Below are 18,373 nucleotides of genomic sequence, written 5' to 3'. Positions count from 1 at the left end.
TGTAGTTCTTACGGGAACCTGGCTCTTACGGGAGCCGTTTCAGTTAGCTCTTACAGGAACTAACCTGAAGAATAAATTAGTTCTCACTAAAGCAACTGAAAAAGCGACGCGCTACATGTTTAAATCTATCCACATCTTCTTCGCTCTCCAGTTCCATATCGAAATGAGTATTGGTAGTATTATAATATTGTAAGGCTGCTGATGCAATGTCGATATTACCATTGGCATCTGCTGTTGCTTTGATAAAGCTGCTATTTGAATTCAAATAGTGAAGCGCTTTGATGTCAAATTCTAAAGTGATGATACCGTTTGCCATGATAGTTTCATTTTATAAAATCCTGTTATAAAAATTTCGTGCCAAACTTTTATTAACTTGTAGCAATCATTTAAAAACTCATTTCATGCGATCATCCACGTTGCTCAGTACCATTGTGTTATCGGTGCTGTCACTATTTACAACTTTTTGTTATGCTGATATTAAATTGCCTGCTTTAGTTGGAAGCAATATGGTTTTGCAGCGCAATAAACCATTACACATCTGGGGATGGGCAGATAAAGGTGAGGCGGTAGCTGTTACTTTCAAGGGGAAAACAGTCAAAACTATTGCAACAGAAAAAGGCAAATGGCAGGTTACATTTCCTGCAATGCCAGCTGGCGGCCCTTATGAAATGTTAGTAAAAGGAAGGAACACCATTCACCTGGAGAATATATTAATAGGTGAAGTGTGGATTGCTTCCGGCCAGTCTAATATGGAAATGCCGCTACAGGGCTGGGGTAAAGTGCATAACAATGAGCAGGAAGTAAAGGCTGCGAACTATCCTGATATCCGCCTCATGATGTTAAAACGTACAACCAGTACCGTACCCCTGGATGATGCAGCAATATGGGAAGGGGGATGGCAGGCTTGTACGCCGCAAAGTGTACCTGAATTTTCAGCTGTTGGTTACTTTTTCGCCCGTGAAATCAATGGTTACGAACAGGTACCGGTGGGAATCATCCTCACTTCGTGGGGAGGTACTGTAGCAGAAGCGTGGACGAGTGGGGAATCTTTGAAGAAAATGCCTGCATTTGCAGATTCCGTGAAGAAGTTCGAACAACTTTCCACACCCGAAACCCCATCTAACCCTAATAAAGTCACGCTTTTATATAATGCAATGATTCATCCGGTAATTCCTTATACAATTCGTGGAGTGATATGGTACCAGGGCGAGAGTAATGCTGGCAGGGCATATCAGTATCGCGAATTGTTCCCCCTCATGATTAAAGATTGGCGCAAACAATGGAAGCAGGGGGATTTCCCTTTCTACTTTGTGCAGCTGGCTAACTACAAGGATGTAGATGCTCAACCTGTGGAGTCCGACTGGGCAGAGTTGCGGGAGGCACAATCCAAAGCACTGGCATTACCAGCTACGGGTATGGCTTCGGCGATCGATATCGGCGATGCGAAAGATATACATCCTAAAAACAAACAGGAAGTAGGGCATAGGCTGGCACTGATTGCACGGGCACAGGTATATGGGGAAAAGGTTGCTTATTCCGGCCCTATGTATGTGTCTAAGCAGGTGGCTGGAAATAAAGTCACACTGAACTTTAAAAATACCAATGACGGATTAAAGGTTAGAAAAGGTGGTAACCTGAAAGGGTTTGCAATTGCCGGGGAGGACAAACAATTTCATTGGGCACAGGCCACGATTAAGGGGAACCAGGTAGTGGTGTGGAGCGATGAGGTGCCACATCCTGTGGCGGTGAGGTATGATTGGGCAAATAATCCGGAGGGAAATTTATATAATGGCGCAGGGCTACCGGCGTGTCCGTTTAGAACAGACGATTGGAAAGGGGTGACGTTCGGGAAGGAATAACCCGTCACGGCAAATGTTTCCAGTCACAACAGATGTTTCCGGTCACGACAGATAGTTAATGACCTGTTTCGCTTTAAGAGTTCGCCGCAGGCTATTCTTCCCGCGGTTGATGGCTACTGCTATTAGCGGCAGTCATCAACCGCGGCTTTATTTTTACAATATAAAAACCAATGGCGATAACAACCGGGTTAAGCTTCTTGAAGAATCAACCTGTCTATGACCATGCCCTAAAAGATGTTACCTTTGAACAGTAACCAGGATTTATTAAATGCGTCAAATTGTATTCGGTATCCTATTCGCCATGCTATGGGCGAGTGCCAGCGTGGCTACCAAGATTGGTATCAGATCAGCCGAGCCATTAATATTAGCTAACTTTCGTTTTTTTCTCGCAGGAGGAGGTATGTTGCTCTTTGCATATCTTATTCAAAATGGAAAACATAGATTGCCGAAGGGAAAGGAGTGGGGGCAGCTGCTCATATTTGGATTCTTAAATACCACCCTGTACCTGAGTTTATATGTCATTTCCATGAAGTCAGTATCTGCTGGTATCGGTACTTTGGCTACTGCAACGAACCCTTTGTTCATTATGGCGATATCTGCATTATGGCTGAAGCGGCCATTACGATGGTTTGAAGTCACTGGTATGCTGCTGGGTTTAGCCGGTGTTGCAGTCGCTACTTATCCGCTACTGGCGGAAAGCCATGGTTCAGCAGCCGGCCTGATTATATTGCTTACCGGCATGCTGTCTGTCTCGGCTGCTACCGTCTATTATTCCCGCATCAAATGGGAGTTGCCCAATCTTATCATCAATGGTTGGCAGGTGTTTTTAGGTGGCTTGTTACTATTGCCGTTTACCTGCTTTACGGCTGATTTTTCGACTACCAGATACGATATCAATTTCTGGGGTGGCTTGCTGTGGCTGGTGCTCCCTGTTTCTGTTACCGCTTTACAACTCTTTTTCTACCTGGTAAAAAGGGATGCCGTACGGGCATCACTGTGGTTGTTTTTGTGCCCGGTGTTTGGATTTATTTATGCGGCCATTTTATTGCATGAAGCAATTACGTGGTTTACATATGTCGGAACGATCTTAGTAATAGGGGGCTTGTACCTTGGCCAGCGGGAGAAATTTGCAAAGAAAAGCTGACTGTTCGTTTAAATGTAAAGATGCCGGATCGTTGCATCATAGCGGATTGTAAAATAAAAACCCATTATTGGAGACAAAGATCGTCATTTAAAAAAAGTACCAGGAAATGATGGATCAGATATCGTAGGGAAGCGATCTTAACCGGCCTGTTCAAAACCGGACATCGCAACCACCAAAAACGAACATCTCACTACTGCAAATCTCTGGTTATCACCAGTTTCCTTCCCGGCACCATTCTCGCTGCCCATCATCCATGCTGAAAATTACCATCCGTCACCTCCTGCGTTTCAAAAAAGCCTCGGCTCTTAACATCGCTGGCCTTGCCATCGGTATCGCAGCTGCCCTTATCGTCTTCATGATTATCCGCTTCGAAACTTCTTTTGATACCCAACAACCCGCCTATCACAATATTTACCGTATCGTCACTCAAACCGACTACTCCACTGGCGTCCAATACAACTCCGGCGTATCTGGTGGTGTTCCGTACGCCCTCAAGGCTGAGTTCCCCCAAATGCAATCCATCGCTACACTCCAAATGCTCGAAGGCACTCAATTTTCTGCCAACGGTAACCGCTTCAGAGAAGACCACGGGGCCTACTTCATAGAACCCGCCTGGTTCAATATGTTTCACCAGCAATGGCTTGCCGGTAATCCATCGGAATTATCCGCGCCTAACACGATTGCCTTAGATAAAAACACCGCTGAAAAATACTTTGGCTCCTGGCAGAAAGCCCTCGGCCAACTGCTTAAATTAGATAATAAATACCCCCTGAAAGTAACCGGCATCTTAGACAATGCCCCAGCAAACACTGACTTCCCTATCCGCATGGCCATCTCCTTCGCCACCCTCCTTCAGCATCCTGACGATTATAGCTATGTAAAAGACGACTGGAGCGGAGCCAGCGGTCATCACCAGGTCTTTGTACAATTATCCCCCAATACAGACACTGCTGTTATCAGCCACCGACTCAGAACTTTTAGCAAAGAACATTATGCCAATCAAACCATCAAAGTAAGAACCCTGCTCTTGCTTCCATTAAAAGAAAACCACTTCGATAACCGTTTCGGCTATATTGTTCCTCATATTTCCAGCTATACCAGGTTGCTCACGCTTGCGTTTATCGGTGTACTCATCCTGCTCATGGCCATCATTAACTTCATTAACCTCACCACGGCCCAAAGCACCGTCCGTTCCAAAGAAATTGGTATCCGCAAAGTATTGGGTGGCACGAGAATACAACTCATCGGCCACCTCCTCTTTGAAACTGCTATTCTTGTTGCTATCGCCATCCTGTTAGCGCTCAGCATTGCTCAATTATCCCTGCCTGGGTTACGCCAGTTCACAAGCCTGCCAACATCCGTATGCAGCACAGAAAATTTCCTCTTCACAGGAATATTGTTCATGACTATTACCTTATGCGCAGGTATTTACCCTGCCTTTATATTATCTGGTTACCAACCGCTCAAAGCATTCAAACCCGGTGGTCTCTCTGTGCGTCGTGGCTTGATCATCACTCAATTTGCCATCTCTCAGATCCTGATCATTGGTGTCATTGTCTCTATGGCGCAGGTACATTTATTACAATCCGCAGACCTGGGCTTTAATAAAGATGCCGTCTATACCGTCCCGGGTTTTGGTAATTACGACCTGAACGGAGCCGACGCACTTAAAAACCGCCTCAGGCAATATGCAGGTATCATCAGTATTACCCTGGCCAACATGCCACCCGCTGCCAACAGCAACTGGATGGATGTATTTTATTTTGATCAGGGAGCTACCCCCAGTAGTTATAATATCGACATTCGTTGTGGGGATGCTGATTATCTAAAAACCTTCAGCCTGCAACTCATAGCCGGGCGTAATTACCAGGATGGAAAGAGCGTTCGTGAGCTGCTCATCAACCAAACTTTTGCAAAGGCATTAGGATATCAAGACCCTGCAGGCGCGATTGGTCATACAATAAAAATTGGTGATCAAAACAAAGACTGGTACGAGATCGTTGGTGTGATAAAAGACTTCGCGAACAATTCTCTGAGAGAAGGTGTACGCCCATCAGTTGTCATGCCATGGCGGGAAGCCTGCTGGCTTACCTGTGTACGGATTACAGATTTTAAAATGGTGAACGTGCTGAAAAATGAATGGATGAAAGCTTTTCCTGGCTATGTCTTCAATGGTAGTTTCCTCTCTCTCCAAATGGAAAACTATTATCAGCAGGAAAAACAACTCTCCCTGCTCTACCGGCTTTTTGCCAGCATTGCACTCTTCATCTCCTGTTTAGGTTTATATGGAATGGTCTCTTTCATGGCAGTACAAAAGAAGAAAGAGATTGGTATTCGTAAAGTATTGGGTGCATCTGTCATACATATACTCTATCTCTTCTGGAAAGAGTTCCTTGCCTTAGTCGGCATAGCTTTCCTGATAGCAGCACCAGCTGGCTGGTGGCTCATGAACAACTGGCTGCAAAACTTCACCCTGCGTACGGATGTTGATGCAACAGTATTCCTGACCGCGATGGTCGCTTCGGTAGCCATTGCCTTGCTCACCGTGAGCCATAAAGCAATGACTGCCGCGCTGACCAATCCGGTCCAAAGTATTCAAACGGAATAGCCTACTCTTCAAATTCAATGTTTTTGATCTTGTTAGCAAGGTTGTCTATGCTTTGCAGCTCGATCTCTATCATTTTTCTTCTCAAAGTTGCTGCTTCGTCAGAAGAAATAAGCCCATCACTCAATGCTTCTTCTATTTTCTTCCGGAGTAGTTTTTTAAATTTCACTACCCGTTTCCGTTTGTAATACGCATTCTTCTCCCGTATAAGGAACTTCCAGATTAAAGAGAAGGCTATAGAAACACTTGGAGCTATAATAACAAGCCAGGACTTTAAAGGATAATTATCAGGGAGATTACTAGCTAGTAGTACGAGCAGGGTACCACTGCTTGCGCCAGCTATACTGGCAGATGTAGTGCTTGGTTGCTGGTTCTGGTTATTGAGAGCCTCTGTGGATGGGTTAGCAACCAATGAGTTTGCTTGATCCAAGGAATGAAAATGGTTTTATAGGATTGAATTGAATGTCTGGTATTTGGGTCACTTGCCTAGTAGTACATCCATCGTGCGAAGAATCTCTTGTGCATCATTCTGCTTCTCAAGTTCAAGTACTACTACCTTTCCTGTTCGGTCCTCCAATACCAAAGCCTTCGGAGGATGAGTATTGTATTTCTTCAGCCTGGCTGATTCCCTCCAGGCACTAATAATAGGTAATGCTAGGGTAGCCAGCAAGCTGAAAACAGCTATAATTGCTAATATGGTATTAAATATCGCCGACATTAATCATTTGAAGTTTGATAATCTTGGGTAACACTACTAAGTTAAGCTTTTTCCCCCGATTCACACATATAATTCTTGCTATATTAACATTTCAATTAATGATTGATATTTCTACCGCAGTGTAGACTGGAAGCGGGTTTAGAGTTTATTCTTTTGCCGCCGGAATACTCATTTTTGTACTGAGTACACCTGGCTTCCGCAGGAAGCCGGAATGCCACTCAAAAAATATTTTCTTTCTCTGTCAGTAATTTACCTATTTTTTCTGTCCTATATTAAATGGCCTAACTAGCCATATTCCACATTATGAAAGGGGCAAAAATCATGTATATCGCATCCGGTACTGTCAGCAGGGTATGAGCAACAATGAAAACATCCGTTTATGGCAACAGCAGATAGCTGATGATGGCGATGAAAAAGCTTTTGCGGCGCTATTCCGTCACTATTATGAACGATTACTGCATTTCTGCATGCAATATGTATCCACGCGCGAAGCCGCGGAGGAAATCGTTTCCGATGTATTTGTGAAGATCTGGAATCGCCGTGCCGAACTGGGCACTATTTCCAACCTGGAAGTATACCTGTTCGTGGCAGTCAAAAATCATTCACTCAATTATCTTGAACAATATTCCAATCTCAGGGTCACTCCACTCAATGACGATTCTGGCCTGGCTGGCATCACTACGACCGATCCATCTAAAAATATGGAATGGAAAGAGATCCTCTTCAAAATGGACCAGGAAGTAAACCGCCTCCCGGATCAGTGCCGGCGGGTATTTAAATTGATCAAGGAAGAAGGGTTTAAGTATAAAGATGTAGCGGAAATACTGAATATCTCCCCGCGAACTGTCGAAACACAGTTATTCCGGGCGATGAAAAGATTAAATGAAGTGATTGGTCCATTCATCTCGCAAAAAGTGAAAAAGAAGTAACTCACCTCAATCCATGAGAGATAAAACTCACCAGGCAATGCAGGTGAAATTCTTTACAAAAAGAAAAAAAATCAAACGCATTGTAAGTAGTTTTTAAAATATCTCTGTCCTTCTTATACAACCGGCTTCTCACATATGATCAACGATGAACTTTTTAATACACTAGCCGCCAGGAAACTGGCTGGAGAAGCTACCGCCGAAGAGCTGCAGGAGTTGGACAGCCTGTTGCTCGAAAACGACGATCTACGGGAACAATTCAACCTGTTACAATCCTATTTCACCGAAGCGCCTTACCACGCTGCTGCAGATACTGAACTCGCCCTGCAGAAAACGATGGCGCGTATACATACCACCCCCACACTTCAGCCAAAAGTAAAGGTGTGGAAATGGCTCAGTGTCGCAGCTGCTGCTATGCTGATATTCGGTGCCGGGTTGTTGTATGTAGACAAGGCACACACACCAGTCACTCACCTGGCAGTTAACGACACTATGCAATGGCTGCATCGCCAGAATGGCAAAGCAACCCGCGCTTCTATCGAACTGGCCGATGGTAGTAAGATCTGGCTCAATGTAGACAGTAAACTCACCTATCCTGAAGTGTTCAATAGCAACTCAAGAGAAGTGTACCTGACCGGGGAAGCATTTTTTGATATCGCACCCAACCCGGGAAGACCTTTTATCATTCATCTGGCCAAAGGAAGTGTACATGTACTGGGTACTTCTTTTAACATCCGTGCTTATGAGAATGAAGCGGTGCAAACATCCGTACAAACCGGCAAAGTAGCCTTTATTCCTGCTGATAATAAGGATACCATCTTCATCACACCAGATGAAAAAGTGACCTATCAGCCTGCTGCTGCACAAGCAATTATTAAAGAACAGACAGCTGCTGAAGATGATAAAGCCTGGACCGAAGGCCGGCTCGTTTTCAGAGATAAAACAATGGAAGAAATAGGCATTGAGCTGGAAAGGACCTTTGGTAAAAAGATCTCCTTTATTGATGAAGCACCACGGCACTACAGGCTGACGGGCTCATTCCAGAACAACAACCTGCAGGATATCATGTATTATCTCGCCAGGTCCAGGTCATTCCATTATACTATAACCGACAGCACATTACTGATTAGCGAGTAAATGCTGTCCCGGTAAGGTTCGATAAACAAACCACAGCACATTACTGATTAGCGGGTAAATGCTGTCCCTGGCATTTCAATAAACAACACCGGCAGCACATTCCCGATAAACTGGTAAAGGCTGTTCTGGAAATATCAACAACTGTAAATACACACGGCTGATAAATGAAATTGCATGTGCAAAAGATCATTGTTCATAAGTAGCAAACACAATTAAAACAAAGCATAGCTGACTAAGAAAATAAATTCATAATTCACGTTAAGGTACAGGCATCACTAAAAAGGGCTTCCACGTCAGCCCTTTTTAGCCGCCTCCTACACTATAAGTATTACTGATACACATACACAATAAACCAAAATAGCGTTATGAAAGAAAGACCGCTACGTTTTACTATTCCGGCTACTTTCCGCTCCCTTTTCCTGCCTATGTTCGTCTGTATGGTCGTTATGAACATACTCGATCTGCGCGCCCAGATGGCTTTTGCCTCCAACGCCGGCCGCTACTCAGGCACACAGCAGGTCAATGCAGCCGAAAAACCAGCTGACAACCGCATCTCCCTCCATGTAAATGATGAAGGACTGGGACAGGTGCTGGAAAAAATCGAAGCACAGATTCCCTTCGTCTTCGTCTACTCCAACGACGAAGTCAAAGCAGGACAAAGAGTAACCCTCAATGTCAAAGACCAGCAACTCGACGATGTACTTAAACTCATCCTCTCCCCGCTGGACATCCGCTTCGAAAAAATCAATAACAAAATCATCCTCCGCCAGGGCCGCCAGCCAGCCGCTACCTACCAGGCTAATGACATCTCCCTGAGTGGTAAGGTCGTAGATGCAAAAGGCGTCGGCATTCCTAATGTTAACGTACGTCTGCAAGGTACCAGCCTCGGCACCACTACAAATGATGATGGTTTTTTTACGCTAAAGATCCCAGCTGGGCAAGCCAATGGTACCTTAGTTTGCTCTTCCGTTGGCTACATCCCATCGGAGGTGGGGATCAATGGCAGAACTAATATTACCGTAATGCTCACCGCCGATTCCAAGGACCTGGGAGAGATCGTGATCACAGCTTACGGCTCACAAAAGAAAACCCAGGTAACTGCGGCTATCAATACCATTTCGACCAAAGATATTGAAGGCCGCCCTGTGACAAATATGTTCCAGGCCCTCCAGGGTACTGCCCCCAACCTGATCCTGCAACAACAGAATGCTGAACCAGGTGCTAAATTGACACTCAATATCCGTGGCGTAGGCAGTCTTACCGGCAACTCACCCCTTATCATCATCGATGGTGTGCAAACCGGTGGGGATGGCCTCCAGAACCTCAACCCTTACGATGTGGAAAGCATCTCCGTACTGAAAGATGCTGCCTCTTCTGCTATCTACGGTTCCCAGGCTGCTAACGGTGTGATCTATATTACCACCAAACGCGGCTCCAAAGATGACAAGCCTTCCGTAACCTACAACGGTATGTATGGCTGGCAAACACCTACCACCCTGCCACGCAACGTGGAAGCATGGCAATATATGACCCTGAAAGACGAAGCACTGGTGAACTCCGGTAAAACACCGCAGTATTCTCCGGACGAAATTGCTTACTGGAAACGTAAAGGCTCCTATCCTTCCTATATGGATGAAATGATCCGGAACTATACCCCACAGCAAAATCATAGCTTAAGTCTCACCGGTGGCGGAAAAAGCAGCAGCTACCTCATCTCCCTCGGGTATGTGAACCAGGGCAACATGCTGCAGAACAAATACGTCGATCAGGACTTCTACTATAAACGTTACAACGCCAGAGCTAACCTCGGCGTGGATGTAAGCAAATACGTAAAAGTAAATGCAAACATCGCGTATACTAAATCCTTCTTCCGCCGCCAATCTGCCGATATCGGTATTCTGATGCGCGATGCTATGCGCACACCAAGGATCTATCCTGTAAAAGACTCCCTGGGCAACTTCGTCGTTCCTGCGCTGAACAGTAACAACGTCTTCGCCCAACTGGCGCTGCAGGGCTTCGACCTCGTAGAAAAAGATAACCTGCTCGGTGGCCTGGATGTAACGATTACACCCATAAAACACCTGAAGCTCAACTTCAATGCTTCCGGCAATTACACCATTACCAACGATATCAACAGGGTGAATAAGTATAGCTACGCACCTTACTACACCACTGCTAACCCACCGATTTACAACCAGTATTCAGAATCTGAATACAAGGACAACAATACCAACGTATATGCCACTGCTGAATATGAAAACACGTTTGGCAAGCACTATGTAAAAGCACAGGTAGGTGCCCGCAGTGATGCGGTGAATGAGTTTTATGGTATCAAAGCCAACCGCTATGGTACTACCAACCTGGATAACCAATGGTCTATCGGTGGCGGCTATATCCCTAAACCCGATGGTAGCTTTGATTATTCTACTATCGGTACGTACAATGATATCAGCAACCCTAACCTTTATGCATTGAATTCTCTCTTTGGTAGGGTAAACTATGTGTACAACGATAAGTATCTCGCTGAATTTACCTGGCGCTACGATGGTTCCTCCAAACTGGCTCCCGGCCACCGTTGGCAATTCTTCCCTGCATTCTCCCTGGGTTGGAGAGTGACGGATGAAAAGATCTTCCAGGATTTCAGGGATAAGTACGGTAATATCAAGCTGCGCTACTCATGGGGACAAGTGGGTAACTCCAACATCGGCGGTTTCAACTACCTGGCCCGCGTAACGCTCAACTCCGGCAAGTATGCGTTCAATAACGCCCCTGCTCCCGGTGCCGACTTCTCCGCTTACAATGAAACGCTGCAATGGGAAATTTCTACCATGAGCAACTATGGTGTAGATATGGATCTGTTCAATAACAAGATCTCCGCCAGCTTTGACTACTTCAATAAAACGACAACAGGCATCTACCTCTTCCAGGTAGTACCCGGTACAGCAGGTATCGGTTCCTCTCTCCAGAACGTAGGTAAAGTGGAAAACCGCGGATGGGAAATCTCCGTTTCCTACCATGCTAAAACAGGCCCTGTGAATCATACTATCGGCGCCAACTTATCTGACAACCTGAACAAGGTGATCAAATACGGCGAACAGAGTATCCAGGGGTCTGACTTCACCTATATCATCAAAGAAGGATTCCCGATCGCTTCTTATTATGGTTACAAATCCAATGGTCTGTACCAGAACCTGGACGATATCAAGAATGCACCTAAAGTGCCATTCGCCTATAACCAACAGGTAATGCCAGGCGACATTAAATATATAGACCGCAATGGTGATGGTGTGATCGATGCCAATGACCGTTATGTATTCGGTAACCCATTCCCACGCTATACATTCGGGTTTAATTATAGTGCTAACTGGCGCAACTTTGACTTCTCCATGTTCTGGCAGGGAGTGGGTAAACGTACACAGTTCCTGCGTGGTGATATCGTAGAGGCTTTCCATAACAATGAAGACCACGCTTTTGTACAACACCTGGATCGCTGGACGCCAACCAATCCGGATGCTTCCTATCCACGTCTTACAATTGGAGCAGCAGATGCGAACAACTTCGCTTATTCAGATTACTGGTTATTCGACACCCGCTACCTGCGCCTCAAGAACCTGCAATTCGGTTACAGCCTGCCCAAGCGCTTTACCGATCGCATCAAGGTACAGGGGGCACGGATATACTTTACCAGTCAGAACCTGATCACTTTCACACCACGTCGCTTCCACGACCTGGGTGTAGATCCTGAGTTCACACAGTTCGACGACAAGCTGTCTTTTTCCAATTACAACGCTATTGCAGGACGTAGCTATCCGAATGCAGCTACCTTCTCTTTCGGTATAGACCTGAAATTTTAAACGTATGAAAAGACTACTGATATTACTCATAAGTGCGACTACGCTGTATTCCTGCCGCAAGCTGGATCAGCCTATCACACGCGAATATACCGAGGAGGCCTACTGGCGGGATGCCAATGATGCCATCGCAGCAGTGAACAGCTGTTACGAAAACATGTCGAACGATGGCTATTTCTTTGGTAACGAAGCCCTGAGCGACAACGCTTATGTAAACGGTATCGGCTTTGACAATGTGACCGCCATTGCTGATGGCGCTTACGATCCTTCCAATGCCAGGGTCACGAATGAATGGTCTTACCGCTACACCTGTATCCGCAAGTGTAACATCGTGACCACGAACATTGATAAGGTGCCGGCGATGGATTCTACCCTGAAAAAAAGGATACTCGCTGAAGCCCGTTTTATTCGCGCTTATTCCTACTTTCAGCTGGCTGACTGGTATGGAGATGTTCCTTTCTATACCAACCTCATCACCATCAGTGATGCCAAAACCATCGGCCGCACACCCAAAGCTGATATCCTCAATTTCGTGCAGGCAGAGCTGGCCGCTATTCGCAATGACCTGCCCGTAAACACTGCCTATGCAGACCAGGACAGAGGCCGCATTACCCGCGGCGCTGCCATTGCTTTCAGTGCACGTGTTCACCTGTATAAAGGAGAGTGGCAGGCTGTAGTAGATGATTGTGAACAACTCATCAACAGAACTGATAACGGCACGTATAGCCTGCAATCCAGCTACAGGAATATTTTCAGTGTGAACAACGAATATAACAGCGAAGTGATGCTCGATCTGCAATATGGTGGCGGCCGTACTTATGCTACACAACGTAGCTTCCTGCCACAAACCGTTGCATTGCTGAGAAGTGTGCTGGTGCCTACACAGGATCTCGTAGATGATTATGTGATGCTGAATGGTAAAGGGATCTCTGAATCAGGTTCCGGTTACAATGAGAATAATCCTTATAGCAACAGGGATCCTCGTTTTAATGCAACTATCCTGCACGATGGTTCCACAATCACTGATTTTAACGGTACTGTACAAACTATTCTTACACAGCCGGGATCTAATCCTGCTACCAACAGCGTGGATGACCAGGGTGCTTCACCTACCGGTTATTACTTCTATAAATATTATGATCCTACCGCCAGTAACTACAACTCCAGCCTGAACCTGATCATGATTCGCTATGCAGAAGTATTGCTGATGTATGCAGAGGCAAAGAATGAACTGGGGCAGCTGGATGCAAATGTCTGGAATACCACCGTGCGTGCATTGCGGATACGTGCTGGTTTTAATGATGCAGGGGCCACTGAATTTCCTTCAGCAACTGCTGATCAGCTCAGAACAATCGTACGCCGCGAAAGACGTGCAGAACTGGCATTTGAGGGGCTCCGCCCATTCGATATCCGTCGCTGGAAAATTGCAGACCAGGTAATGGCCAGACCAGTGAGGGGAATCAAAGTGTCAGGTGGTGCCTTCAATAAAGATGCGAATGGTTATATCATTGTGGAGAACAGGATCTTCAACAATCCAAAGCATTACCTCTGGCCAGTGCCTACATTCGAACGTGACCAAAACAGTAACCTCGGGCAAAACCAGGGTTGGTAGAATTTCCACTTATTTTAAAAATGCTGCAAAACATGAAAACATACTTCCTGCATATATTAGCCATCATGTCCCTGCTGGCCGTGAGCTGTAAAAAGGACGACTATAAACTCAATACGAATATGAAGCCGGTACCTGCGCTGAGCGCACCGGTGGATGATAAATACATCAAGCTGCAACCTACTACCAGCGCCTCTGTTACCTTCGAATGGGAGCAGGCGCGCGCCGAAGATGGTTCACTGGTACTGTACGAAGTAGTGTTCGATAAGGAAAGTGGCGACTTCTCTGCACCATTGGCGACTGTCGCTTCTGATGGCGGAGGTGTGAACAACAAACTGACCCTGTCTCACAAAGACCTGAACTCCATCGCTGCCAAAGCAGGCATTGCGTCACTGGCGGTAGGTAAACTGAAATGGACGGTGAACGCGTCAAAAGGATACAATATCCAGAAGGCTGCCGAAACACGTACCATCGAAGTGGAAAGACCTAATGGATTTGCTGAAATCCCGGTAGATGTATACCTGACAGGATCCGCTACTGAAGCCGGTGATAACCTGGCAGCTGCTATGAAACTGAAATCTACTTCAGCAGGTGTATTCGAAATTTATACTTCCCTTAAGAATGGTACTTACCATTTCACGGATAGGAATACCGGTACACCGACTACTTTCTATATTGATGGAGGGGCTGTAAAACAAGATGGCGCAAGCACACAAACTACGGGTACCAAAGTGTACCGCCTGCAGCTCGACTTCAACAACGCAGCAGCCACTGTTACTGAGATTACTGGTATGGGCCTGTGGTTCGCACCTGAAAATAAGATCATGTATCCACTGGATTATGTGAGCAATGGCGTATGGTCATTTAAAAATAAACTGATCAACTTCCACCAGGAATCATGGGGCCGTGATGAACGTTATAAATTCCGCCTGAGCGTAACCGCTGCTGATGGCACTGCCGGCTACGAATGGTGGGGTTCTTCCAATGCTGACAACAGCCGTCCAACAGCTGCAACACCCCTGTCTTTCTGGGAAATGCACCTGATCACTAACAGTGATCAGTACAACTACTGTTTCAAATTCAGTGGTGACGTGGATACTAAAAACTGTGATGTGAATGTATACTTCTCCCCAAACAAGACGTATACCCACGAAGTGATCATTAAATAAATTATTGAATTATGCGCAAATTGATAATTGTTGGCACCTTACTCATCACAGGATTTACCTCCTGCCTGAAAGAACCCGTGGACGATGGTCCCGGGCCAGGCGCTGGCACGGTGAGTTATGTATATAACTGGCCTGCTATCGCTGATTCTACAGAGAAATCACTGATCAGTGGCTGGTACAATCAGAGTGGCAATTATTTTAATAAAAATAATAGCAGTGATCAGACATTTAACTACTGGCCCAATGCACATGCACTGGATCTGCTGGTAGATGCGTACCTGCGTACCGGTGATGCTGCAATCAAATCACGCATGGACAAATTGCTGGATGGCGTACAGGTAAAAAACGGCAATACCATCATCAATCACTTCTATGATGATATGGAATGGATGACACTGGCTTGCCTGCGTGCCTACGAAGCGACCAGTGATGTCAGGTACAAAACGGCTGCTACCACCCTGTGGAACGATATCAAAGGAGGATGGGACGATAACTTCGGAGGTGGCATCTATTGGAATAAGGACCGTCAGAATAAGAATACGCCCGCCAATGCGCCAGCCAGTATCATTGCCTCCCGCTTTTACCAGCTGGATCATAATGGCGATGACCTGGCCTGGGCAAAGAAGATCTATCAATGGCAAAAGAATAACCTTGTAGATCCAACGACGGGACTGGTATGGGATGGCCTGGATGCCAGTGGTACAAACAAGGCCTGGAAGTTTACCTACAACCAGGGAGTGTTCATTGGTGCAGCAGTGGAATTATATAAACTCACAGGAGATAATACCTATCTCTCCGATGCATTGCGAACTGCCAATAACTCGCTGGGCAGTGAGTTCACCAACAATAATATCTTCAAGGATGAGGGTGGGGGAGATGGTGGCCTCTTCAAAGGGATCCTGGTACGCTACCTCATGCTGTTGATCACGGATGGTAGTATCTCCAGCACCGATCAGGCGAAATTTGCAAATTCATTGTTATTGAATGCACAAACCATGTGGCTGCAGGGCACCTCCCGTCCACAGGTGATCTTTAATACCAGCTGGACAGGTATGGCTACCACAACAGATCTGACTACCCAACTCAGCGGATCCATGTTAATAGAAGCTGTTGCCAGGCTAAAGGAATTGGATTTGATTGATTAAAAGAACTGGAATTGATTAATTAATTTTAGATCTCCGGCCCAGGCCGGAGATCTAAAAATCCACACGCATGCTTAAATACTCAGGTCTCATGATGCTGCTATGTCTACATAGCAGCCTTTTCGTTTCTGCACAGTCATCTGCCAACAAAGCACATGCAGATACCCTATGGTCAGCAGTTGTTAAAAACCTGTATGACGCTCCCAACAAACTCTATTATGAAACCACTAACAGGGAGAAGAATGAAAATCCTCATTCCTATCTCTGGCCTTTGTGTGGTTTGATCCAGGCCGCCAATGAAATGGAAGCCATTCATCCGGGCAGGCATTACATGCCTACCGTTATTACTGCTATTAATGCGTATTACGACAAAAAGCCACCGGCTCCTGGCTATGACTCTTATGTTGTAAAAGAGAAGGGAGGCGATCGGTTTTATGATGACAATCAGTGGATCGCCATCGCTTACATGGATGCGTACAAGCGCACCAGGAAAAAATGGTACCTGGAGAAAGCCACGGAAATTTATAAATTTATGATGACGGGGTTTGATACCATATCCGGTGGTGGTCTATACTGGAAAGAAGGAGATAAAGGGGGTAAGAACACCTGCTCCAATGGCCCGGGTGTATTGGTAGCCTTGCAGTTATACGATGCAACCCGCCAGAAGAGCTATCTTGACACTGCCCTGTTGCTATATAACTGGGTGAACAAATACCTGCAGGCTCCTGAAGGTTATTATTATGACATGATCCATGTGCCATCGCTCAAAATCGATTCCGCTACGTATACCTACAATGCGGGGACGATGCTGGAGGCCAATGTTAAATTATATCACATTACGCATGATAAACATTACCTTGAAGCTGCCCAACATATAGCAGCCGGCAGTTATGCTCACTTCTTCCGGCAGGGTAGGTTCCCATATTCTTATTGGTTCAACGCAGTGCTGCTCAGAGGATACGAAGCTTTGTATGCTGTGGATGGTAACCGGCAGTATATCAATGCGATGCAGGAAGATGCCGACAAAGTATGGGCGACCGAAAGTGATAAAACAGGGCTGGTAGGCCGTAAGGCTGACAAAGATTTGTTAGGACAGACAGGTATGATGGAAATTTATGCCCGCCTTGCCCGGATAAAATAAGTATCTTTGTGGCTCTATGAAATACAGGAATACAAAAGGTTACCTCCGAAACAGGGTAACCTTTTGTGTTTCATGGCATAACCATTAATATGTACACCGTTTATATCCTTTTTTCCCGTAGGTACCAGAAGATCTATACCGGACACACCACTGATCTTGTTAAAAGATTTCACTTTCACAATGTGCACGGGCGCCAGAAAGGTACCTTGCAATACAGACCCTGGGAGGTGATCTATCTTGAGAACTTCGATGATAAGATCTCCGCAATGAAGCATGAATGGCTGCTTAAATCAGGCAAGGGCCGTGCATGGATCTGGTCCCGCATCAAGGAGGAATTCTATGCCAATGGATATATCAGCGGACCTGTTGCTTCAGATGGAGCTGCCGGCGAGGCACCTGCTGCTGTAGAAGGGAACAGTAGCCGCATCATTCCTGTAGAAGCTATCAGTAAGTAGTAATGTTACTGAATGTGCTATCTGTGTCTTTGCTATTCCTGGTGCTGCCAGCATGCATTGGCTACAGGCACATTACTTCCGGCCACGGGAGATCAGGAATATGATCAGGAACACCACCACAGCTACAGCAATAATTCCTGTCCAGACACCGGCTTTAAAAATACCGCCCACGACTTCACAGCTGCTTAACAGCATGATGGCAAAACCCAGTAATGCAAGTTGTAAGTTTTTCATAATCTTAGCTTTATCAACTGGTACATCATACAGTGTGCCAGATGTGGCTATGCATTGGTCCTTGCGATAGTAAAGGGGCGCCAGTCGAAAGGTCGTGTGGAACGACAGTTGGTCCTGGCGATCGTGGAACGCATACCATTGCCGATTTACGAAAAGTAGCATGATGGGATAATTACCGGAAAGGGGGATAGCAGACCCCAGATGATGTTCTGCGGTACAATGAGGGCATTGGCCTGCATTCCCGTGGCAGGTTTTCCACTCTTAGTGGTGCAGCTGTTGAAGTTGCTCCTGTACAAAGAGATCAGCAGGTAATATTCGTGGTAGATTCATCCACGGGAATACGGGACTACATACGCCGGTCGGCCACCTGGTATTCAAAACAC

14 protein-coding genes are annotated in these 18,373 nt (G+C 45.9%); 11 read left to right on the top strand and 3 right to left on the bottom strand.

All coding sequences use genetic code 11. The annotated features are described in order from the left end of the window. Positions 1–76: 76 nt before the first annotated feature. Complete coding sequence (locus tag ABDW33_RS26675; RefSeq protein ID WP_343693156.1) at positions 77–316, bottom strand: hypothetical protein; 240 nt, start codon at positions 314–316, stop codon at positions 77–79. An 85-nt stretch (positions 317–401) separates the two neighbouring features. On the opposite strand from ABDW33_RS26675, the gene ABDW33_RS26670 reads away from it, so the two are divergent. From ABDW33_RS26670 to ABDW33_RS26660, 3 genes are all read left to right on the top strand, one after another. Further along, positions 402–1,859 (top strand): sialate O-acetylesterase, encoded by a 1,458-nt coding sequence (locus ABDW33_RS26670; RefSeq protein ID WP_343693155.1) that lies wholly within the window; start codon positions 402–404, stop codon positions 1,857–1,859. A gap of 268 nt (positions 1,860–2,127) precedes the next feature. Beyond that, a complete protein-coding gene (locus ABDW33_RS26665) occupies positions 2,128–3,003 on the top strand; it encodes an EamA family transporter (protein ID WP_343693154.1) in 876 nt (291 codons plus the stop codon). 253 nt (positions 3,004–3,256) lie between these two features. Beyond that, positions 3,257–5,611 (top strand): ABC transporter permease, encoded by a 2,355-nt coding sequence (locus ABDW33_RS26660; protein ID WP_343693153.1) that lies wholly within the window; start codon positions 3,257–3,259, stop codon positions 5,609–5,611. A gap of 1 nt (position 5,612) precedes the next feature. Here the strand turns inward: ABDW33_RS26660 and ABDW33_RS26655 are convergent, their stop codons facing one another. Beyond that, positions 5,613–6,038 (bottom strand): hypothetical protein, encoded by a 426-nt coding sequence (locus ABDW33_RS26655; RefSeq protein WP_343693152.1) that lies wholly within the window; start codon positions 6,036–6,038, stop codon positions 5,613–5,615. A 641-nt stretch (positions 6,039–6,679) separates the two neighbouring features. Here ABDW33_RS26655 and ABDW33_RS26650 point away from each other — a divergent pair. From ABDW33_RS26650 to ABDW33_RS26615, 8 genes are all read left to right on the top strand, one after another. Further along, positions 6,680–7,255 (top strand): RNA polymerase sigma-70 factor, encoded by a 576-nt coding sequence (locus ABDW33_RS26650; protein WP_343693151.1) that lies wholly within the window; start codon positions 6,680–6,682, stop codon positions 7,253–7,255. A 135-nt stretch (positions 7,256–7,390) separates the two neighbouring features. Further along, complete coding sequence (locus tag ABDW33_RS26645; RefSeq protein WP_343693150.1) at positions 7,391–8,389, top strand: FecR domain-containing protein; 999 nt, start codon at positions 7,391–7,393, stop codon at positions 8,387–8,389. 365 nt (positions 8,390–8,754) lie between these two features. Then, on the top strand, positions 8,755–12,243 hold the full coding sequence (locus ABDW33_RS26640; RefSeq protein ID WP_343693149.1) for a TonB-dependent receptor: 3,489 nt from the start codon (positions 8,755–8,757) through the stop codon (positions 12,241–12,243). A gap of 4 nt (positions 12,244–12,247) precedes the next feature. Beyond that, positions 12,248–13,852, top strand: a complete 1,605-nt coding sequence (locus tag ABDW33_RS26635) for a RagB/SusD family nutrient uptake outer membrane protein (RefSeq protein ID WP_343693148.1) — start codon at positions 12,248–12,250, stop codon at positions 13,850–13,852. A 32-nt stretch (positions 13,853–13,884) separates the two neighbouring features. After that, complete coding sequence (locus ABDW33_RS26630; RefSeq protein ID WP_343693147.1) at positions 13,885–15,018, top strand: SusE domain-containing protein; 1,134 nt, start codon at positions 13,885–13,887, stop codon at positions 15,016–15,018. Between the two features lie 11 nt (positions 15,019–15,029). Beyond that, on the top strand, positions 15,030–16,163 hold the full coding sequence (locus ABDW33_RS26625; protein ID WP_343693146.1) for a glycoside hydrolase family 76 protein: 1,134 nt from the start codon (positions 15,030–15,032) through the stop codon (positions 16,161–16,163). A gap of 67 nt (positions 16,164–16,230) precedes the next feature. Further along, positions 16,231–17,301 carry a glycoside hydrolase family 76 protein gene (locus ABDW33_RS26620; RefSeq protein ID WP_343693145.1) on the top strand — a complete coding sequence of 357 codons (1,071 nt, stop codon included), beginning with the start codon at positions 16,231–16,233 and terminating at the stop codon, positions 17,299–17,301. An 89-nt stretch (positions 17,302–17,390) separates the two neighbouring features. Beyond that, positions 17,391–17,756: a GIY-YIG nuclease family protein gene (locus ABDW33_RS26615; RefSeq protein WP_343693144.1), complete on the top strand. Its 366-nt coding sequence runs from the start codon at positions 17,391–17,393 to the stop codon at positions 17,754–17,756. A 72-nt stretch (positions 17,757–17,828) separates the two neighbouring features. On the opposite strand, the gene ABDW33_RS26610 is transcribed toward ABDW33_RS26615, so the two are convergent. Beyond that, positions 17,829–18,152 carry a hypothetical protein gene (locus tag ABDW33_RS26610; protein ID WP_343693143.1) on the bottom strand — a complete coding sequence of 108 codons (324 nt, stop codon included), beginning with the start codon at positions 18,150–18,152 and terminating at the stop codon, positions 17,829–17,831. Positions 18,153–18,373 lie beyond the last annotated feature (221 nt).

The sequence above is a fragment of the Chitinophaga sp. genome (genome assembly GCF_039596155.1).
Classification (GTDB): Bacteria; Bacteroidota; Bacteroidia; order Chitinophagales; family Chitinophagaceae; genus Chitinophaga.
The sequence above is the reverse complement of the archived record's forward strand: the minus strand, read 5'-3'. Positions and strand labels throughout refer to the sequence as shown.